This window comes from Listeria immobilis (assembly GCF_014322845.1).
Taxonomy (GTDB): domain Bacteria; phylum Bacillota; class Bacilli; order Lactobacillales; family Listeriaceae; genus Listeria; species Listeria immobilis.
Genome location: NZ_JAASUA010000016.1, coordinates 14,363 through 35,314, shown reverse-complemented (window position 1 = coordinate 35,314; position 20,952 = coordinate 14,363). Strand labels below are relative to the sequence as shown.

General features: G+C 33.1%; 17 protein-coding genes. 16 read left to right on the top strand and 1 reads right to left on the bottom strand.

Annotated features, from left to right (window positions below):
* Positions 1-521, top strand: a 521-nt coding sequence (locus HCJ45_RS14415; protein WP_187125275.1) for a GW domain-containing glycosaminoglycan-binding protein, incomplete at its 5' end; no start/stop codon positions are given.
* Between the two features lie 205 nt (positions 522-726).
* Entirely contained in the window at positions 727-2,415 is a 1,689-nt protein-coding gene (locus tag HCJ45_RS14410; RefSeq protein WP_187125274.1) for a CDP-glycerol glycerophosphotransferase family protein, read from the top strand.
* An 87-nt stretch (positions 2,416-2,502) separates the two neighbouring features.
* Here HCJ45_RS14410 and galU read toward each other — a convergent pair whose 3' ends face one another.
* A complete protein-coding gene (gene galU / locus HCJ45_RS14405) occupies positions 2,503-3,375 on the bottom strand; it encodes a UTP--glucose-1-phosphate uridylyltransferase GalU (RefSeq protein ID WP_187125273.1) in 873 nt (290 codons plus the stop codon).
* 191 nt (positions 3,376-3,566) lie between these two features.
* Between galU and HCJ45_RS14400 the strand changes: the two genes are divergently transcribed.
* The 14 genes from HCJ45_RS14400 to HCJ45_RS14335 all read left to right on the top strand — a co-directional run bounded on the left by HCJ45_RS14400 (position 3,567) and on the right by HCJ45_RS14335 (position 20,950).
* The gene (locus HCJ45_RS14400) at positions 3,567-6,425 is read left to right on the top strand and encodes a YfhO family protein (RefSeq protein ID WP_187125272.1); all 2,859 of its coding nucleotides are present in this window, start codon (positions 3,567-3,569) and stop codon (positions 6,423-6,425) included.
* A gap of 128 nt (positions 6,426-6,553) precedes the next feature.
* A complete protein-coding gene (locus HCJ45_RS14395) occupies positions 6,554-8,425 on the top strand; it encodes a glycosyltransferase family 2 protein (protein ID WP_187125271.1) in 1,872 nt (623 codons plus the stop codon).
* A 16-nt stretch (positions 8,426-8,441) separates the two neighbouring features.
* Entirely contained in the window at positions 8,442-9,308 is an 867-nt protein-coding gene (rfbA, locus tag HCJ45_RS14390; RefSeq protein WP_187125270.1) for a glucose-1-phosphate thymidylyltransferase RfbA, read from the top strand.
* Positions 9,309-9,331: 23 nt separating this feature from the next.
* A complete protein-coding gene (gene rfbC, locus HCJ45_RS14385) occupies positions 9,332-9,892 on the top strand; it encodes a dTDP-4-dehydrorhamnose 3,5-epimerase (protein WP_187125269.1) in 561 nt (186 codons plus the stop codon).
* On the top strand, positions 9,893-10,879 hold the full coding sequence (gene rfbB, locus HCJ45_RS14380; RefSeq protein WP_187125268.1) for a dTDP-glucose 4,6-dehydratase: 987 nt from the start codon (positions 9,893-9,895) through the stop codon (positions 10,877-10,879).
* Positions 10,880-10,881: 2 nt separating this feature from the next.
* Entirely contained in the window at positions 10,882-11,712 is an 831-nt protein-coding gene (gene rfbD, locus HCJ45_RS14375; RefSeq protein ID WP_187125267.1) for a dTDP-4-dehydrorhamnose reductase, read from the top strand.
* Between the two features lie 117 nt (positions 11,713-11,829).
* On the top strand, positions 11,830-13,842 hold the full coding sequence (locus HCJ45_RS14370) for a CDP-glycerol glycerophosphotransferase family protein (protein ID WP_187125266.1): 2,013 nt from the start codon (positions 11,830-11,832) through the stop codon (positions 13,840-13,842).
* Positions 13,843-13,917: 75 nt separating this feature from the next.
* Positions 13,918-14,628 carry an IspD/TarI family cytidylyltransferase gene (locus HCJ45_RS14365; RefSeq protein ID WP_187125265.1) on the top strand — a complete coding sequence of 237 codons (711 nt, stop codon included), beginning with the start codon at positions 13,918-13,920 and terminating at the stop codon, positions 14,626-14,628.
* Entirely contained in the window at positions 14,625-15,650 is a 1,026-nt protein-coding gene (locus tag HCJ45_RS14360) for a ribitol-5-phosphate dehydrogenase (RefSeq protein ID WP_187125264.1), read from the top strand. The genes HCJ45_RS14365 and HCJ45_RS14360 overlap by 4 nt, the downstream gene beginning before the upstream one ends.
* A gap of 96 nt (positions 15,651-15,746) precedes the next feature.
* Positions 15,747-16,907: a CDP-glycerol glycerophosphotransferase family protein gene (locus HCJ45_RS14355; protein WP_187125263.1), complete on the top strand. Its 1,161-nt coding sequence runs from the start codon at positions 15,747-15,749 to the stop codon at positions 16,905-16,907.
* Complete coding sequence (gene tagD, locus HCJ45_RS14350) at positions 16,908-17,291, top strand: glycerol-3-phosphate cytidylyltransferase (RefSeq protein WP_187125262.1); 384 nt, start codon at positions 16,908-16,910, stop codon at positions 17,289-17,291. It begins immediately after the preceding gene.
* 17 nt (positions 17,292-17,308) lie between these two features.
* A complete protein-coding gene (locus tag HCJ45_RS14345; protein ID WP_187125261.1) occupies positions 17,309-18,292 on the top strand; it encodes a glycosyltransferase in 984 nt (327 codons plus the stop codon).
* 14 nt (positions 18,293-18,306) lie between these two features.
* The gene (locus tag HCJ45_RS14340) at positions 18,307-19,320 is read left to right on the top strand and encodes a glycosyltransferase (RefSeq protein ID WP_187125260.1); all 1,014 of its coding nucleotides are present in this window, start codon (positions 18,307-18,309) and stop codon (positions 19,318-19,320) included.
* Positions 19,321-19,459: 139 nt separating this feature from the next.
* Positions 19,460-20,950 carry a nicotinate phosphoribosyltransferase gene (locus HCJ45_RS14335; protein WP_185349232.1) on the top strand — a complete coding sequence of 497 codons (1,491 nt, stop codon included), beginning with the start codon at positions 19,460-19,462 and terminating at the stop codon, positions 20,948-20,950.
* The last annotated feature ends 2 nt before the right edge of the window (positions 20,951-20,952 follow it).

Sequence of the window (20,952 nt, the reverse complement as noted above, 5' to 3'; positions counted from 1 at the left end):
TAGGTTGGATGGATAAACGGGCATTCCATGAATTTGATGCCATTAAAACACAATCTAATGTCAATTGGAACCGAACTATTCTTAATGCAGACCGACATGGCGTTTATGCAGGTGTATATAACACATCCGACAGTGGCGCTACTAAATTAAGTACAGGCGCGAAATATAATAATAAAAAAGTAAAAATAATTAAACAAGCGCAGACATCACGAGGAACATGGTACCAGTTCCAAGTGAACGGCAAGACAATAGGCTGGATGGACAAGCGTGCTTTTTTTGATACGATAACATCACAGAAAACGATGAACAGAACGGTGACTGTTGGTAATGCAACTAACCATGGAGTATTCAATGGTGTTTATCGTACATCACCAACAGTGAAACGTATCTCTTTAGGGAAACCATATAATAATAAGAGAGTACAAGTTTTGAAAGAAGCCGTTACTGATCATGCTACTTGGGTGCAATTCAGATATGGAAAAACAGTAGCGTGGATGGATAAAAAAGCATTTAAATATTGATTTGAAGCACTTCCATAAATGTCTTATTATGGAAGTGCTTTTTTGTGCCTGATTTAGAAGCGGTAATGGACTTAGACCGATAAAAAAGGTATACTAATTTTCGTAGGCAAAGAAATGCATTTGTCAGATACAAGTTTTTTAAGAGCCTAGAGTAAAGATTATAAGGGCCATATGTAAGATTTTAAAGTGAGAAAGGATTGTATTTATGAGCGACGGTAAAATGATTATTACAGAATTATACTGGGAAAGAATTCAACTATATGTAAAAGGCAGAATAGAAAATTTTTCATTGGAAAACTATGATTTTTCATTTAGAACATTAACAGATGAATTCCACTTCTCACCCACAGCAGTCAAAGTGGAAGGGGATACATTTGAATTGCGATTTAACATTGCTATTTTAAATGATGGAAGCTATTTACCTAGTGGAGATTATTTATTATCTTTATATAATAGCCAAACTGCAGATGAGATTGTTGCTAAGCCAGCTAAAGAACTTTTTAAACAGCCTGAAGATGAAGAACTTTTGGATGAGTTAATGGAGGCTAAAACAGAAAATGATAAAAATAATATATTACTTGCAGGATTAAGGAAAGAATTCAAACGTGGTGGAGGAAACTCCAAATATATGTATAAAATAACACCAATGATTTCTGCGGATGTTAATGAATTTGTTTTCTCCATTGTATTTACAATTCCAGCGCCAAAACCCACCAAATTGCAAGTTTTTAAAAATAAAACAAAAGAAGCTTTTCATACCTTTAGTTTTAATTTTAGAACAGGTCTTTTTAAATCGATTTTTTACACATCACAAGCCTTAGTTCCAAAAAATGGTAAAAGAATTTTATTTTCTTCGGATTCTCGTGCAGAAATTGGCGGAAATTTTGAATTTGTTCTAAATAAAATGAAAGAAATGGGTATTGATAAGGATTATAAAATAAAAATGACTTTTAAACCTAATATTCGTTTAAGAAGAGCTTTTATTGAGAAATTTAGGTTTCCATATTTACTAGGAAGTTCAGATATTATTTTCATTGATGATTATCATCCAATGATTTATACGGTTGATTTTAGTGAAAAAACACAAGTGATTCAGTTGTGGCATGCTTGTGGAGCTTTTAAAACTGTTGGATTTAGTCGTTCAGGGAAACAAGGTGGCCCATTTTTTGATGATCGCGCGCATCGTAATTATACTAAAGCCATTGTGGCCTCTGATACAGATATTCCGTTTTATGCAGAAGCATTTGGGATAAAAGAATCATCCATCTTACCAACTGGTGTACCAAGAACAGATATTTTCTTTGATCCAGAGTACAAAAAAAATATTGTAACTACTATGGAACAGCTATTTCCTGAAACTCAAGGAAAACAAGTGATTTTATTTGCCCCAACTTTCAGAGGGAATGGCGCAAATCAAGCACATTATCCATATTTTAAAATTAATTTAGCCAAATTCGCTGAGTATTGTCGAAAAAATAACTCTGTTGTGATTTTCAAGATGCATCCTTTCATAAAAAATGAATTCATCATCCCTGAACATTATTCAGATGTATTTATCGATGCGAGCTCTTATCGTGAAGTAAATGATATTTTATTTATCACGGACATTCTGATTACAGATTACTCATCAGTTATTTTTGAATTCTCTACTTTACAACGGAAAATGCTATTTTATGCATTTGATTTAGAGGACTATGTTTCAACGCGTGATTTCTATGAAGAATATGAAGACTTTGTTCCGGGGAAAATTGTATATGACTTCGATGAATTGATTAAGGCACTTGAAAACAGTGATTTTGAACAAGCAAAAGTGAAGCCATTCCTTGATAAACATTTTAAATATCATGATACAAATTCTGCGAAGCGGATTGTGGAAGAAATATTTTATAAGTAATAATAAAGAGGAAGCTATGTAGTGCCCCTTTAAGTTAGACTTTTCAGCCTAACTTAAAGGGGCACTAGAAGGTTAGCTTCCTCTTTACTATTTAAGTTCATTTCCAAGACGGATAATTAAATTGCGGACCTCATCTTGTATTTCTGGATGTTTTAACGCAAATTTTAGTGTAGTTTCGATAAATCCAAATTTATCACCAACATCAAAACGTTCGCCCTCAAAATCGTAAGCAAAGACACGTTGGATGGCATTTAAACGGTTAATTGCATCCGTTAATTGAATCTCACCTCCAGAACCTGCTTCTTGTGTTTCTAGGTATGTAAAAATTTCGGGGGTTAATAAGTATCTACCGAGAATTGCTAAGTTAGATGGAGCATCCTCTACATTTGGTTTTTCAACAAACCCTTTTACATTATAAAGTCGATCATCCACTTGTATATCAGGATTAATGATACCATATCGATAGGTTTCTTGTTGCGGGACGTGCTGTACTCCAATAACAGAACTATGCGTCTTTTCATACTGGTCTATTAATTGTTTGGCACAGGGTGTTTTAGATTGAACAATATCATCACCAAGCATGACAATAAAGGGTTCATTTCCAATGAATCCTTTTGCTTGTAAAATGGCATCTCCAAGTCCTTTAGGTTTCGATTGGCGGATGAAATGTAAATTTATGTTAGTTGTTTCTTCAACTAAATGTAACAAACCTAATTTGTTTTTCTCGCGCAAATTATTTTCTAATTCAGGAACTGAGTCAAAATGATCTTCTATGGCTCTTTTTCCTTTCCCAGTAACTATTAAAATATCCTCAATCCCTGATGCAACAGCCTCTTCAACGATGAACTGGATGGTTGGTTTATCTACAATAGGAAGTATTTCTTTTGGCATTGCTTTTGTTGCAGGAAGAAATCTTGTACCTAGACCTGCTGCTGGGATGACTGCTTTTTTTACTTTCATTATTTTCCTCCTTGAACTCACATTATATTTATTATAAGCAATTTGATTTATCAAAACAAGTAAAGGCCGTAAATGTATAGGCAAGAATTGAATTAGGTTGATTCAAAAGAACTATTAGCTGATAAAATATTGCTTTTTTAAATTTTTTTTAATATGATTAAGAATGAATGAGTTTTGGAGGTAGAGAATTAATGACAGAAGTTAGAAAGAAATGGAAAAAGATTCAATGGGATAGTGAGATTTCGTATAAAACTTTTTTTACGTACAGTATTCTTTTTATTCTTGTTACAATTAGCATTTACTTGCTTTTTTGGTTACGTGGCTATTCTTTTATTTGGTCTCATGATGGATTTAATCAGCATTACCCAATCTTAAAAGAATTTAGAAACATGTTAGTTGAGGTTTTTAAACACCCCATGCAAATACCCGAGCTTTGGTCTTGGCAAATTGGAATGGGTGGAGATGTTATAGGAAGTTTTGGCTACTATGTCTTAGGTGATATTTTCGCCTATTTGGTTGTTTTGTTTCCCGCTGATAAAATGGAATTTGCCTATACATTTTTAATTCTATTGCGCCTGTTTTGCGTTGGTCTTGCTTTTTTGGCTTTTGCTAAAAGTTTCAAAATCAATCATATCTCAGCTGTTGTAGGATCATTAGTCTATGTTTTTTCTGGCTATCTATTTATGTCAGCTACTAGGCACCCATTTTTTATTACACCGATGATTTTACTCCCACTGCTATGCCTTTGTGTGGAGAGAGTATTTCAAAAGAAATCACCAGTACCATTGATGCTTGTTATCTGCTGGACATTAGTGAGTAATTTCTATTTTGCGTATATGTTAGCGCTGATGGTCGGTGTGTATACTATAATTAGATATTTTACTTTTTATAAAAACAAAGGAATACCGTTACTTAGCACGATTGGAAAATTAATACTTTATGCGGTTACTGGATTTTTAATGGCATGTGTTTTATTTTTGCCAAATTTAATTGCCTTCTTAGGTTCTTCTCGGGCAAACGGAGAATTTGCGAATGGGCTGTGGTTGTACGATTTAAACTATTATTTATCACTTGGTAAAATGTACCTTACTACCGAGAGTGCTGGGTATTGGGCAAATCTGGGTTTTGCGGCTATTGCAGTATTTGTTTTACCATTTGTTTTACGATATCGAAAAAAATATCCAACTCTGTTTTTTAGCTTACTAATTGGCTTTGTAATGATGCTATTTCCGTTTTTTGGAGCTATATTTAATGGTTTAAGTAGTCCTTCCAATCGCTGGATGTATGCACTTGCACTTCCAATCAGTATAGGTGTGTCATTCTTATTAACAGATTATAAAACTTTAACGAAAAAAGATATACGTAATTTCCTCATTACAATCGTGGTGTTCCTTTGTGTTTCTTGGTGGGGACCAAATTTCAACATTTTTCAACCAGCTTTAATTGTGCCATTAGTACTTATGATATTGACTTTTATTGTATTTTTATTGCAATATATTAATTTGAATTATATCAAAAAGAAAGCTTATAATGGGTTGTTTTACTTTTTAATTATCATGTTAGTATGTGTTAATTTAGCTTATATTGGGAATTATGCATTTAGTAAATATGGTTCAAATAAAGTAAGAGGACAATTGAATTCAGGAATAGTCGAAAGAAAAATTTCAGAGCTATATGGTGGTGCAGATAAAAAAATTGATAGAAGCTCATTTTATCGGACTAGTCTGTCAAGTGGTTATAATGGATTTTATGATAACTCAGATGCGAATATTCTGTTAGATGTAAATACCGTCAATTCCTTCTATTCTATTACAAATGGTGCAGTTGCAGACTTGGCTACTGAACTGGATAATAGTCAGTTTCGAATGACCTTGCCGCTTGGTCAAATGGATAATCGAACTATTTTTACGAATATGTTAGGAACTACTTACTTATTTGCGCGAGATGATCAAGCTGAGCGAATCCCTTTTGGATATAAAAAAATTGATTCATCAGAATTACAACGAATAGATAAACCAGGGATTAGTCATACAGATGTATATGAATCTAAAAATAGTGTACCTTTAATGTATATAAATTATTATTCACAGGATAGAGAATCATATGAAAAATTAACACCCTTAGAAAAAGAAGAAGCACTTTCTTATAATGCAATCATTGATAATGATGGTACTTCTAAACGTAATTATAAATCTACTATAAATGAATTGAAATTTGATACCAGTGTTGGAAAAGTAAATGAGACGACCCCAGTTAAAATTACTAAAAATAAAATAGAGGTCTCAAATGCAGCAAACGAAATTACGTTTAAGTTAAAAAATCCAGAGCTTACAAAAAATGCAGAAATTTATTTTTATATTGATGGGTTGAAGTTCACGCCATACAATTTCCAACAACGAAAAGATATTGCTTTTGCAGAAGATAAATATAAAACAAAAGATATGCGTTATAGTTATTATCGTGAGAATTTAACTAAAACTATCAAAGAAGATTTTACACTAACTGCCAAAACCGCTAATCGAGTTGTTTCAGCAAGTCAAGTAGATAAAAGGGAGCTTTCGGGATATTTCATTCGAGATAATATGTTGCTAAATGGAGGCTATTCTGAAAGTGTCCGCAAACAAGTAAGTATCAATCTTAGCGGTCTTGGAACATATGACTACGATAATATTAAAATTTATGCTGTACCCTTTGGAGATTCATATACTAAAAGAATGCAAGAGCTGAAAGAACAAGCGGTAACTGACTTAACTTTTGATACAAATAAACTTTCTGCTAAAGCTACTGCTACCAAAAATGGTGTGTTAGTAACGACTATTCCATATACAAGTGGTTGGAAAGTTAAAGTGGATGGGAAAGAAATCGAAACAAAAAAAGTTAATACAGGTTTTATTGGATTTCCTTTGAAAGCAGGAGAACATACTATTGAAATGAATTATGAAACTCCTATGCTTAAGGCGGGTATGATTGCGAGTTGCTTAGGGATTATCCTTTTTGCGGGTATTACAATTTTATATACCATGAAAAATCGTAAAAACAAAATTAGATAATACATCACAAAACGTTAGATTCTCAAAATGGAGCTAACGTTTTTTGTTTGTTTTCAGGTTGTACAAAAGTGTAAATAAGTTTTATAGTATGATATAATTTAACTGTTAATCTACTTTAGGAGGATATAATGGGAAATTTAAAAGATAAAGTATTAAATTCATTTAAAGGGAATAAGAATCATATAAAAGTTAGTGTCGTTGTACCTACATATAATACTGAAATAGAAGGGCTTAAAAATTTAATGGCATCCATTGATAATCAAACAATGAAAAAGGAAGAGTATGAACTTATTTTTGTGGATGATGGGTCAACAACAGATACATATGAGCATTTGCAAGGATTTGCAAAAGAACGTTCTAATATGACAGTGAAACAAATTGAGAATTCTGGTTGGGGTAGTAGACCAAGAAATATAGCTACTAAAATGGCTAAAGGAGAATACATTCTATACTTGGATCACGATGATACTGTGTTCCCTGAAGCATTCGAACGTGTGTATAATTTTGGAAAAGAAAATAATTTAGACGTTGTTAGTGGAAAAGAGGTAAGGACAAAGGGCTGGTCATGGGGATGGAAGCAGTTTTCAGAAAACTATCCGCATGCGGAAGAAATGGGTATTGAATGTCTATTGCCAATGACACCACATAAGTTTTATAAAAGAGAGTTTTTATTGGAATATGATATAACTTTCGATGATGGTGCCAGAGTATTATGGGAAGATGTATACTTCAATACAAAAGCTTTTATACATGGTGCTAAGGTAGGTATTTTAGCAGATTACCCAACTTATTATTGGATTGCAACTGGCGCAAATAATTCAAGCAGTTTTGGACGAGACCCTCATGAAAAATGGAATCAGATTAATAAACTATTTTATTTCTTTAAGGAAAATATCAAAAACCAAAGAGACTTGGATTTCATGCTAACTCATTGGTATCAGTCAAGAGTTCTGGGTATCTTAGGTCAATGGTTGTTAAAAAATAACAATGAACGAATTGAAATTGAGTTCAATTATGCAAGAAAATTAGCAGAAGAATTAATACCAAACTATATTACCGATAATTTAGATAAAAACAATCAAGTGAAAGATTATTTTTTACGCTCGGGTGATTTAGAATCATTAAAAAAACTTGCGCAGATTGATGCTGGAATTACAGCGCTTAGTTATGCGGAAGATATTCATTTTGATGAAGACAAATTATTTTTCAAAACAAATACAAAAATGACTTATGAGGATAAAGAAGAGTTCTTTATAAGAAAAACAGCTAATCGCATGGAACGTATTTTACCAGACGAAATAAAAGCTAAACTCCCACAAGCGTACTTTGACTACAGCGAAGACTTGTCAGAATTCATTTATGAACCAAGTATCAAAGGGCGAAACTCCAGAGCTACTTGGAAAATCAATGGTTCCACAAGTAAAGTTGAAGTAGTTAATAAAAAAGATGATTTATATAAAGTGGAAGGCGAAATGGAATTCTTTGTTCAAATTAATGATTTTGTTTTAGATGAAGCTGACAAAAAGCAGCCATGGGATATTGCAACCCGATTTAGTGGGCTTGGGATTACTAGCCATAGAGCTTTAACAATTGGTAAAATTTTTGTTAAAACTGCGCTAATAAATGGGACAACACTGATTGTTTATAAAAATGCTTCTGGTTTAATCAGTGTGGATTCAGGGGGAAGTGTGCGATCGATCGTAGAAGACTCAGGCGTAAATCATGACCAAATTATTATTGATAAAACAGAAAATAAAGTATCTATACCATTAAAAGAAATTCATGTTTTCGGAGATAGTATCATCGAAGGCAAAGCTGAACTACTTTCGTTGGATAATAAGGAAGCAGACCCAATAACTGTGAAAGCACAATTAATAGGAGCAAAAAACAAAGCACAAGTAGAAGTTCATTTAGATGCAAAAAAATTAGCTGGTGAATATCTAGTAATTACAAATATTCAAGGTAAAAAAGATAAGCAACAAATAAAAATCAAGCTATAAGAATGGAGAGGAAAGAATGAAAGGAATAATTTTAGCAGGTGGAAGTGGTACGAGACTTTATCCACTAACAAAAGCAATTTCAAAACAAATGTTACCGATTTATGATAAGCCGATGATTTATTATCCATTATCGATATTAATGTTAGCTGGAATCAAGGATATTTTAATTATTTCTACACCAGAGGATACTCCACGTTTCGAACAATTATTAGCAGATAGTGATTTATTAGGTATTAATATTTCATATGCAGTTCAAGAAAAACCAGAAGGGCTAGCGCAGGCATTTATTATTGCTGAAGATTTTATTGGTGATGATTCTGTTTCGTTAATTTTAGGGGATAATATTTACTACGGACAAGGTTTATCAAAAATGCTTCAAAGAGCTTCTGCTAAACAAGCTGGAGCAACTGTTTTTGGTTACCATGTAAATGATCCAGAACGTTTCGGTGTGGTCGAATTTGATGATACTATGAAGGCTATTTCCATTGAGGAAAAACCATTGGAGCCAAAAAGTAATTATGCAGTTACCGGATTATATTTTTACGATAACCGAGTTGTAGAAATTGCTAAAAATATTAAACCATCTGAACGAGGAGAGCTAGAAATCACAGATGTAAATAAAAAATATTTAGAACTTGGAGAACTTGATGTTGAACTTATGGGCAGAGGATTTGCCTGGCTCGACACTGGGACACATGAATCACTCCTTGAAGCATCTACCTTTATTGAAACAATAGAACGAAGACAAAATTTGAAAATAGCTTGTTTAGAAGAAATTGCCTACCGTATGGGTTATATTGATGAAGCTGCTGTTGAAAAACTTGCAGAACCGCTAAAAAAGAATGCTTACGGGCAATATTTAATGAAATTAATTAATAAATAACAATAGAAGAGCGAGGCGTAATAATGGAAATTGTTGAAAGTAAATTGACTGGGGTTAAATTAGTAAAACCAAAAGTATTTGGAGATCATCGAGGTTTCTTTATGGAAAGTTATAATGAGAAAACTTTTCACGAAGCTGGGATTGATATGAAGTTCATCCAAGATAATCACTCACTTTCGGTAGAGGCTGGTGTACTTCGCGGAATGCACTATCAAACTAACCCAAAAGCTCAAACTAAACTAATTCGTGTTGCTACTGGAGCTATATATGATGTAGTTGTGGATATGCGTAAAGGATCACCTACATATGGAGAATGGGAGGGGTATATCTTAAGTGAAGCAAATAAGCATCAATTATTGATACCTCAAGGTTTTGCGCACGGCTTTTGTACGATTACGGAGAATGTGAATGTTCTTTATAAAGTAGACCAACTTTATTCCCCTGAAAATGATGCAGGGATTGCTTATGATGATCCAGACCTAAACATTACTTGGCCAACCGATAAATTAATTTTATCTGAGAAGGATACAAAACATCCTAGGTTAAAAGATGCTGAAAATAATTTTGTATGGGAGAATGAATAAATGAATTTATTAGTAACTGGTGGAGCAGGTTTTATTGGAAGTAATTTTGTACATCATATTTTAAATAAATATGATGATTATAAAGTAGTAAACTTAGATTTATTAACTTATGCTGGAACAATAAGCAATTTAGAAGATATAAAAGATAATGCAAATCATATTTTTGTAGAAGGAAATATTTGTGATTATGATTTAGTGAAAAACTTAGTATTTGAACATAAAATCGATACAATTGTAAACTTTGCAGCAGAGTCACATGTTGACCGTAGTATTCTTAATCCTGGTATTTTTATCGAAACGAATGTACAAGGAACACTTAATCTTTTAAATGTTGCAAAAGAATTAAATGTGACTAAATATTTACAAGTATCTACAGATGAAGTGTATGGTTCGCTTGGAGAAACTGGCTATTTTACAGAAGAAACTCCTATTGCTCCAAACAGTCCTTATTCCGCGAGTAAAGCTTCGGCAGATTTACTTGTTCGTTCCTATTTTGAAACGTATGGCTTAAATGTGAATATTACTCGCTGTTCTAATAATTATGGTCCAAATCATTTCCCGGAAAAACTAATTCCACTAATGATTACAAATGGCCTTGACGGAGAACAGCTTCCTATTTATGGTGATGGTAAAAACATTCGTGATTGGTTACATGTTTCCGACCATTGTGCTGCGATTGACTTGGTTATTCATAAAGGTAAATCAGGCGAAGTATATAATGTGGGTGGACATAATGAACGTACAAATAATGAAATCGTCCATATTATTGTAGATGATTTGAAGCTTTCTAAAGACAAAATTAAGTATGTGGAAGATAGACTAGGACACGATTTGCGTTATGCTATTGATCCTAAGAAAATCGAAACAGAGCTTAAATGGAAACCAAAATATACTTTCGATACAGGAATCAAAGAGACAATCGAGTGGTATGTAAATAATGAAGCTTGGTGGAGACCATTAAAATCACGCGCAAAGTTGGGTGAGTAAGAATGAGTATTTTAGTAACTGGAGCAAATGGTCAACTGGGGACAGAATTAGTACAATTATTAAAAGGACATAATTTGACAGTAACCGAATGGGACAAGGATTCTGTAGATATTACTAACAAAATAGCAGTTAAACAAGCAATGTTAGATTTGAAACCAGAATGGGTTATTCATTGTGCAGCTTTTACAAATGTGGAAGCTGCTGAAGATGAACTAAAATTAGTTAACTGGGAAGTAAATGTTGATGGAACTGAAAATATTAGTGAAGCGACAGAGTTAGTTGGAGCCAAATTAGTGTATATCAGTACAGATTATGTCTTTGATGGAACCAAAAAATATCCATACTTACCCGAAGATGCGACTAATCCATTAAACCAATACGGAATTGCTAAATTAGCTGGAGAAAAAATAGCCTTAGAAAAAAATAAGAAAACATATGTTATTAGGACATCATGGGTATTTGGGAAATATGGTAATAATTTTGTATACAGCATGCTCAAACTTGCGGAGACACATAAAGAACTAAAAGTAGTAAATGATCAATTAGGTCGGCCAACTTACACATATGATTTAGCCGATTTTATCCGATTTACGATTGAGAAAAATCCGGACTATGGTATTTATCAATTTTCTAATAACGGAACTGCTACTTGGTTTGATTTTGCCACAGAAATATTGAAAGATAAAGATGTTACTGTAAAACCATGTACATCAGCTGAATTTCCACAAAAAGCAGAACGACCTAAAACATCTATCATGAGCTTGGATAAAGTTGAACAGTTAGGTTTTACTATCCCCTCTTGGCAAGATGCTTTAGTTAGATTTAAAAAATAAGCAAAAAACAATTATACGAGCATTTCGTATAATTGTTTTTTTATATCTTTATTTTAGTAATTTGTTTATAATAAGAAAGTAATTAATTTACTCTACGAACAAAAGGAGCCGGATATTTTGAACGATTCAAAGGCCTTACAATCCATTTGTTTTATCTCTACAGAAATGGAAAGCGGAGAGAGAAAACTTCACGAGCAATGGACCATCCATTTTATACCAGAAACAGCAGATTTTTTAACAGATTGCATACTGCTACTTGAAAAAGAGAAAAAACAATATATTAGCTTTATTTCTGAAAATCTTGAAATTGATACATTATGTGAAAAGCTTACTACATATTCCCCTGATATTGTTTGTCCAAATAATGTTACCAAAGGGAACTTATACGCTAATCCTGAAAGTTTGGATAATCCACTTTCAGGTAGTACTTTTTCTAAAATTTTATTAGAAAAGGTAGCTAAGGAAATGAAGCAAGAAGTATTCCAATTGGTAAATTTTAACTATTATAGTTATCATTTGGCAGAACGGATTATTGGATTAAATATAGAAAATAGTCATTTACTCACTTTATCAGAAGTAATTCATAATGTAATAACTTTACTCGAGATAAAAGATAACCGGTATCGGAAAGAATGGACAGTTTTAGTATATGTAAATAAATTTTTAATGATAGATTTAGAGAAATTACCAGAAATTTTTCAAAAAGAAGATGAAGTTTTTCAAATGGAGTATTTTGAGAAACTGACCAGTTTGCTAAGACAATTACCAGATGATGTATTTTTTGAATTAGATGCAATAGATTATTTAGTGGAAAATAATTTAAATAATTCATTTAGTGAGATTAAATACGAAGCTTATCCAGCTTGTCTAACACTGGTAGAAGTTTTAAGTCAACGAGCTGCGCCAAATAAGTTTATCGATGAGAATTGGAAACGAATACGAAAAGCGGCTAACAAAGGTTCACTTAGACCACTTGCAAGTCATAATGTTCCGATGCGCTTAACACCATTAAAGAAAAAATTTGTTTCGTATTTTAGCCGTAAAGTAATATTCACTATTGCCAAGTTAATGCCAGTCGCAAAAAATAATGTCATGCTTGTTTCGAATAAAATTACTAATTTAGATGCAACTTTCATGCCGATTTATCAGGCAATTAAAGAAGAGCATCCAGAGAAAACTGTGTATGCTTATATGAAAATGCAACCAGAAAATAATCATGCGATGTATTATCTTACCTACTATTGGAAGCTTGGAAGAGTCAAATATATATTTTTAGATGATTATTATTACCAGCTTTATTCCATTAGGATGCGAAAAGATGCTCAAGTAATCCAGCTTTGGCACGCAGCAGGAGCATTTAAACGATTTGGTCATAGTTCCTTAGGCTTTAAAGATTCAATTTCTTTGGATTTTGAAACACGAGCACATCAAAATTATACAACGAGCATTATTTCGGCAAGTGATTTAAAACCAATTTATGCAGAAGCCTTTCATATCGATGAGACTAAAATTGAAGCATTTGGGTTACCGAGGCTATGGAAACTTTTTGATCAAAATTATATGGAATTTAGAAAAGATTTCTTTCTAAAAATGTATCCATTACTTAAAGGGAAAAAAATAATTACTTATGCGCCTACATTTCGAGGCAACTCAGAAGAACGAAAAGAGTTTCAATTGAAATTAGACTTAAGAAAAATGAAAGCTGCACTTGGGGATGAATACATAGTTATAATCAAACTTCATCCGCTAGTCAGCATCGAAACGCAAATACCTGAAGATTTGGCTGATTTTGTATTGGATTTTAGTGGGATAGAAATGAATGATGTTTTAATTACAACGGATATTCTAATTACAGATTATTCATCCGTAATATATGATTTTTCCATTTTAAATCGACCAATTTTATTTTTTGCTTACGATTTAGACGCCTATTCATTAGAGCGTAATTTCTACCAAGATTACTTAGAATTTGTTCCAGGTCCGGTGGTTTCTACGACGGAAGAGGCAATTCATCTTATTCAAACAGACCAAATAATAACAAGAAAATTACAAGTATTCGCTGAGAAAGCTTTCGAGTATCACGACGGGGATGCGGCTAAAAGAATTATCCATCATGTAATGGGAGATTGATGTCTGTACAAAAGAAGTGAAGTTTATGGTACAATAAAGCTATGTGTATTAGTAAAATGTTAAAGGAGACTAAAAATGATTTATGCAGAGATATTAGCTGGCGGTAAAGGTACTCGCATGGGAAATGTCAATATGCCGAAGCAGTACTTGCCATTAAAAGGAAAACCAATCATTGTTCATACGATTGAAAAATTTATCTTAAATGACCGTTTTGACAAAATTATTATTGCGACACCAAAAGATTGGATTAATCATACGCAAGATATTATTAAAAAATATATATTTGATTCTCGGGTTATTGTCATTGAGGGTGGTATAGACCGTAATGAAACTATTATGAATGGTATTCGTTATGTTGAGAAAGAATTTGGTTTAAATGATGATGATATTATTGTGACTCATGATGCTGTAAGACCATTTATTACCCATAGAATTATTGAGGAAAATATTGATATGGCATTAGAGTTTGGTTCTGTTGATACTGTTATTCCAGCTGTTGATACGATTGTTGAATCAACAAACCAAGATTTTATCACAGATATTCCAGTTCGAGGAGATATGTATCAGGGGCAAACTCCGCAAAGTTTCAACATGAAAGTAATTCAAAAGCATTATAATAATTTAACAGATGATGAAAAACAAATTTTAACAGATGCTTGTAAAATTTGTTTATTAGCAGGTGAAAAAGTAAAACTTGTTAATGGTGGAATATCTAATATCAAAATTACCACGCCTTATGATTTAAAAGTGGCAAATGCGATTGTACAGGAGAGGATTAATTCATGATTAACCAAGTATATCGCCTCGTTTCTGAGCGACAATTTGAAGAAGCTAACGTAGAAGAAGCATTAACGGAGGATATTGTAGTAGTAAGACCTACATACTTATCTATCTGTGCTGCTGATCAACGTTATTATACAGGCTCTCGTGGAAAAGAAATGCTTTCTAAAAAGTTACCCATGGCGCTTATTCATGAAGGAGTAGGACAAGTAACTTATGATGCAACCGGTGAATTTGCAATTGGAACAAAAGTAGTCATGATTCCAAATACACCAGTAGAAGAGGATCCAATTATTGCTGAAAACTATCGTCGTTCCTCACTTTTCCGTTCTAGCGGATATGATGGCTTAATGCAAGAGAATGTTTTCATGAGAAGAGATCGGGTTGTTCGTTTACCCGAAAATATGGACATGGAAGTAGCTGCTTATTCAGAACTTATTTCTGTTGCTTTTCATGCGATTACCCGATTTAAGAAGAAAGCTAATGCAAATCAGTCTGTTTTCGGCGTATGGGGGGATGGTAACTTAGGTTTTATTACTTGTCTGCTACTTAAAACAATTTATCCAGAAAGTAAAGTTATTATTTTTGGTAAAACACAATATAAACTAGATTTCTTCTCTTTTGTTGATGAAGCTTACTTAGTAGATGAAATTCCAACAGGGATTGTGATAGACAATGCTTTCGAATGCGCTGGCGGTCGAGGAAGTCAATATGCAGTAGAACAAATTATTGATTTAATTAAGCCAGAAGGAACTATTTCATTACTTGGAGTTTCTGAAAATCCAATTGAATTTAATTCACGTATGGTGTTAGAAAAAGGCTTAACAGTATTTGGAAGTAGCCGTAGTGGTAAAGAAGATTTCCAAAATACTGTTGATTTCCTTAGTGAAAACGAACGTGCAGTAGAGTACTTATCTAGTTTAATTGGCCAACGTAAAGTGGTTCGTAACTTACAAGATATTATTGAAGCTTTTGAAACGGATTTACGCAATCCATTTGGTAAAACCGTTATGGAATGGAAAGTATAATACAAGTAATTACTTATTTTAAAGAAATCTTAGGTCAAATATTATGTCGAAAAGCATAATCGGTCTGAGATTTTCTTTTTAGCAAAGAAAGTAGAGATGATAGTGAAAAAAATAGCTGTTTCTATTTATATGTTCTTTTTAAGTCTATTTTCTATATTTTGTGGATTATTTGGCGTGAAAAAACGGGTATTGATTATCGCCTCATTTCCTGAAAATACAACAGCAATTTTAAATGAAATGGACAGACAAAATGAAAATTTTGAAACGATTTGCTTTCATACAGAAAGAGTTCAATTTGATCAGGGGAAATTTAGTTTTGTTATATTTCTATCTAACAATTTGTTCAATAAATGGAAGCTTATTTATTATTTAAATACATCAAAAGTAATATTAGTGGATAATTATTATCCTGAGCTAGCAGCTGTTTCATTTAGAACTGGTGTTGAATGTATTCAACTTTGGCATGCGAATGGGGCTTTGAAACAATTTGGTTGGGAAGATAATTCGATAGCGAATCGTTCTGAAACGGATAAGAAGCGATTCAAAGCAGTTTATAAGCGATTTTTAAAAGTTGTAATTGGCTCAGATGAAATGGGAGAGATTTTTAAGCGTAGTTTTTTGTTATCGGATTCGCAATTGTTAAAAATAGGTGTGCCACGAACAGATATTTATTTTAATGAAGCACTTCAACAACAAAAAAGAACAGAATGGCGTAACAATTTTCAAGCAAACGATAAAAAGATAATTTTATATGCGCCTACTTTTCGTGATAATGAACTTGCCGAAGCGAAATTGGCTATGGATTTTAAGGCTATGGAAACAGCACTTGCAAATGATTATTTGCTTCTTTTAAAATTACATCCTGCTGTAAATGTAGATGCTCAAAGCTTGAATAGTGACTTTATTGTAAATGTAGATAAGAATGTGGCTTTAGAAGAGCTCTTAGCGGCCGTAGATATATTAATTACAGATTATTCGTCTATTCCATTTGAATATGCTTTGTTTGAAAAACCGATATTCTTTTTTTGTTATGATTTAGAACAATATGATAATGAACGCGGCTTATTAAAAAATTATCAACAAGTAATTCCTGGTCCAATATCAAAAACAACGGAAGAATTAATCCAGCAAATTCAAACAGCAAAAATGGATGATAATTTGGTTGCATTTTCAAAAATATGGAATAAATATTCGGATGGTCATGCAAGCGAGCGAATCGTTACTTATATGAAAGGGTTACTTGAGGAGGCTAAATAAATGAGAAAAGTAATAACTTATGGCACATTTGATTTACTTCATTGGGGGCACATTCATCTTTTAAAGCGTGCAAAAGCGCTTGGAGATTATTTAGTAGTCGCAATCTCTTCTGATGAATTTAACCGAATCAAGCATAAAGAAGCTTATCACAGCTATGAGCATCGAAAACTAATTATCGAAGCAATTCGTTATGTAGATGAAGTCATTCCTGAACACAACTGGGAACAAAAGAAAGAGGATATTAAAAAACATAATATTGATGTTTTTGTTATGGGTGACGACTGGGAAGGTGAGTTTGATTTTCTGAAAGAACTTTGCGAAGTAGTTTATCTGCCTCGTACAGAAGGAATTTCTACTTCTCAAATCAAAGACGAATTAAAATAATTGAGAGGAGGATTCTTGTGGAACCATTAGTGAGTGTGATTATTCCAGTTTACAACGTTGAAAAATATGTGAGAAGATGCCTTGAATCTGTTATTAATCAGTCGTATGATAAATTAGAAATCATTGTTGTAAATGATGGAGCAACTGACAATTCCGCGACAATTGTAAAAGAAATTATTGATGAGCGAATACGCTATTTCGAAAAAGAGAATGGAGGACAAGCGACCGCTAGGAATTTTGGACTGGATATAGCCACTGGAGATTATATTGTGATGGTAGATAGTGATGATTATATTAGTGAAACATTAGTGGAAACTTGCCTAAATACAGTGAGTCAAACGAATGCAGATTTAGTATTATTTACTTCTTACAATGTTAATCAAGAAGGGAAAATGCAGTACATCAAACGAGACAAGGGCATTAAAGTTTTGGATGCAGGACCGACTCCTTGGAATAAGTTTTATCATGCAAAACTATGGGAAGGTTGCCGTTTTCCTGTGGGATATTGGTATGAAGATTTAGGAATTATTCCCGTTGTAACATTAAAAGCAGAAAACCCAGTGAAAATTCAAGATGCTTTGTACTATTACATAACAGACCGAATAGATTCGCAGTCTAACATTCAACAAATGGATCATTTTTTAGATGTGGTGGTGATGTTAGAAAATATCGAAACAGAATTAAAAAAATTAGGCATTTATGAGGAATCTAAAGAACAACTTGCCTACTTATATATCGAACATTTGATTTATCGACTTATATTAAGAAAAGCGATTTATATTTCAGATAAAAAAGATCGAAAAGCACTCATAAAGAAAATAAGTATGATTATTAAAGAGAAACTTCCTGATTGGGCTGATTATCCATATCAAGCTGGTGGGAAATTTACTGCGATTTTAAAGAAAAAAGCACTGTGGTTATATTTGCATCACTTCTATTTACTAGGAGACTTAGTTTGGAAATATCCATTTTCCATCAGAAGTAAGCAAACAGGCTTTTAAAGGAGGATATCTTTTTGCACAAGTTAAGTGTTGTAATTGCTGTATACAATGTGTCTGAATATATTGAGGCATGTGTTGCATCTGTTCTCGGTCAAAGCTATCAAGAGGTGGAATTTATTTTTGTGAATGATGGTTCAACAGATGATAGTTTTCAAAAAGTTGAGAAACTAGTCGATGGCTATACTAATGTTATCGTCATTGATCAAGAAAATCAAGGTGTATCTGCAGCACGAAATAATGGTGTTATGGTTGCAACTGGGGATTATCTGGGTTTTGTCGATGGGGATGATATTATCGCAAAAGATATGTTCCAAAAAATGATGGATTCTTTTAAGTCTGCAGATGCAGATATGGTGACAATCGGAGTAGCAAGACTTTCTGGTGACAAAATTTATCCTTCTATTCTTCATGAACACTATATGAAAGAAAAGAAGGAAGCAACTACTATTGCAGAAACACCAGCACTTTTATATGATACAACATCTTGGAATAAAGTTTTTAAAAAGTCATTCTGGGATAAACATCAATTTCAGTTTCCAGAGGGACAAATGTATGAAGATATTGCTTTAATGGTACCAGCCTACCTATATGCAGAAAAAGTGAATATTATTCCAGAAGTTGGCTATTACTGGCGTAGTAGAGATACTGGTTCAAAATCAATTACTCAGAGACGAAATGACATTGCTATGGTAAAAGACCGCTTATTAGCATTAACTAAAGTAAATCAAGTACTAAACGAGCTAAATATACAAGGAGATTTGAGATATCAAAATGAACGGAAAAACTTTGAAATAGACTTATTTTCTATGATTGAATGGGCTTTTCTCGCTCCAAAGGACTATTATGAAGAAGTTCAGCATCTTATTAAAACATATGTTGAACAAGAAATGAAAACAACAGCTATAGAAGATATTCCAAATGAGAAAAAAAGTCTTTTCAAATCTTTTTTAGCAAATAAGCGAGTATCATTTTTAGCTAATAGTTATGCTTACTTCGGTAAAAAAGCAATCAAGAAAATAATGAAATAGTTAGTTGAAAGAGCCTTGTGTCTAAGGCTTTTTTTCATTTATGTGTTTATTTAATAGTGAATATACCTTTTATATGCTATGATAATTGGTATATAATAAGCCTAATTAGTGCTTATAAAAAATGTTAGGAGCAAAAGGAATGACAAATTTATTTCAAGATGATAGTCTAACGCTGCATACAGACCTTTATCAACTTAATATGATGAAAGCGTATTTTGATGATGGACTTCATGAGCGTAGATCGGTATTTGAAGTTTTCTTCCGTGATATGCCATTTGATTCAGGTTTTGTTGTATTTGCTGGACTAGAACGAATTATTCACTATATGCAAAATTTGCGTTTTACGGAAACGGATATTACCTATTTACATGATGAACTTGGCTTTGATGGACCATTTCTAGAATACTTACGAACATTTAAATTTAAAGGGAATATTCTAGCTGCGAAAGAAGGAGAATTTGTTTTTAAAACAGAGCCCATCTTGCAAGTGGAAGCAAGTCTTGCAGAAGCGCAGTTAATTGAAACAGCTTTACTTAATATTGTGAATTTCCAAACGCTAATTGCAACCAAAGCAGCACGAATTCGTTCAGTTATAGAGGATGAAACATTTGCAGAGTTTGGAACAAGACGCGCACAAGAATTGGATGCAGCTATTTGGGGTACACGTGCAGCCTATATTGGCGGTTGTGATTCTACAAGTAATGTTCGCGCTGGAAAAATATTCGGCATTCCTGTGTCTGGTACGATGGCGCATGCGATGGTTCAAGCTTACCGTGATGAACTAGAGGCATTTAGAAGCTATGCTAAAACACATTTTGATTCCATTTTCTTAGTAGATACATACGATACGCTAAAATCAGGTGTTCCAAATGCCATCAAAGTAGCACAAGAAATGGGTGACAAAATTAATTTTATTGGCATTCGTTTAGATAGCGGGGATATGGCTTTCCTATCTAAAAAAGCCCGCCAAATGTTAGATGATGCTGGTTTCACCGAAGCGAAAATTTTTGCTTCTAGTGATTTAGATGAACATACGATTTTATCTTTAAAAGCCCAAAAAGCAAAAATTGATTCATGGGGTGTGGGTACGAAACTAATTACCGCATATGACCAACCTGCACTTGGAGCCGTCTATAAAATGGCTGCAATTGCGGATGAAAATGATATTTTACAAGATTCGATTAAGCTTTCTAGTAATACTGAAAAAGTTTCCACTCCAGGTAAGAAAAAAGTTTACCGGATTATTACGAGCGAAGATGGCTTAAAAGCAGAAGGAGACTACATTGCTTTAGAGGATGAATCGCTTGAAAACGTCGATAAATTAACGATGTTCCACCCAGTGCATACTTACATTATGAAAACGGTGGAAAATTTTACTGCACGTGAGTTACTTGTACCGATTTTTAAAGACGGCGAATTAGTCTATGAAATGCCAACTTTAGATGAAATTAAAGCGTATAAAGAAGAAAATCTGGCACTGCTTTGGGATGAGTATAAGCGTACTGTTCGTCCGGAGCAATACCCAGTAGATTTAAGTGTGAAATGTTGGAAAAACAAAATGCGCAATATCGAAAAAGTCCGGAAGAGTGTTCAATTACATTCACCAGTTGAACTAGATATGCCGTTTTAGGA

What these genes read in the sequence shown, in the direction of transcription:
- HCJ45_RS14410 (WP_187125274.1), top strand. Translation starts at nt 727, where the DNA reads ATGAGCGACGGTAAAATGATTATTACAGAATTATACTGGGAAAGAATT.
- galU (WP_187125273.1), bottom strand. Translation starts at nt 3,375, where the DNA reads ATGAAAGTAAAAAAAGCAGTCATCCCAGCAGCAGGTCTAGGTACAAGA.
- HCJ45_RS14400 (WP_187125272.1), top strand. Translation starts at nt 3,567, where the DNA reads ATGACAGAAGTTAGAAAGAAATGGAAAAAGATTCAATGGGATAGTGAG.
- HCJ45_RS14395 (WP_187125271.1), top strand. Translation starts at nt 6,554, where the DNA reads ATGGGAAATTTAAAAGATAAAGTATTAAATTCATTTAAAGGGAATAAG.
- rfbA (WP_187125270.1), top strand. Translation starts at nt 8,442, where the DNA reads ATGAAAGGAATAATTTTAGCAGGTGGAAGTGGTACGAGACTTTATCCA.
- rfbC (WP_187125269.1), top strand. Translation starts at nt 9,332, where the DNA reads ATGGAAATTGTTGAAAGTAAATTGACTGGGGTTAAATTAGTAAAACCA.
- rfbB (WP_187125268.1), top strand. Translation starts at nt 9,893, where the DNA reads ATGAATTTATTAGTAACTGGTGGAGCAGGTTTTATTGGAAGTAATTTT.
- rfbD (WP_187125267.1), top strand. Translation starts at nt 10,882, where the DNA reads ATGAGTATTTTAGTAACTGGAGCAAATGGTCAACTGGGGACAGAATTA.
- HCJ45_RS14365 (WP_187125265.1), top strand. Translation starts at nt 13,918, where the DNA reads ATGATTTATGCAGAGATATTAGCTGGCGGTAAAGGTACTCGCATGGGA.
- HCJ45_RS14360 (WP_187125264.1), top strand. Translation starts at nt 14,625, where the DNA reads ATGATTAACCAAGTATATCGCCTCGTTTCTGAGCGACAATTTGAAGAA.
- HCJ45_RS14355 (WP_187125263.1), top strand. Translation starts at nt 15,747, where the DNA reads ATGATAGTGAAAAAAATAGCTGTTTCTATTTATATGTTCTTTTTAAGT.
- tagD (WP_187125262.1), top strand. Translation starts at nt 16,908, where the DNA reads ATGAGAAAAGTAATAACTTATGGCACATTTGATTTACTTCATTGGGGG.
- HCJ45_RS14335 (WP_185349232.1), top strand. Translation starts at nt 19,460, where the DNA reads ATGACAAATTTATTTCAAGATGATAGTCTAACGCTGCATACAGACCTT.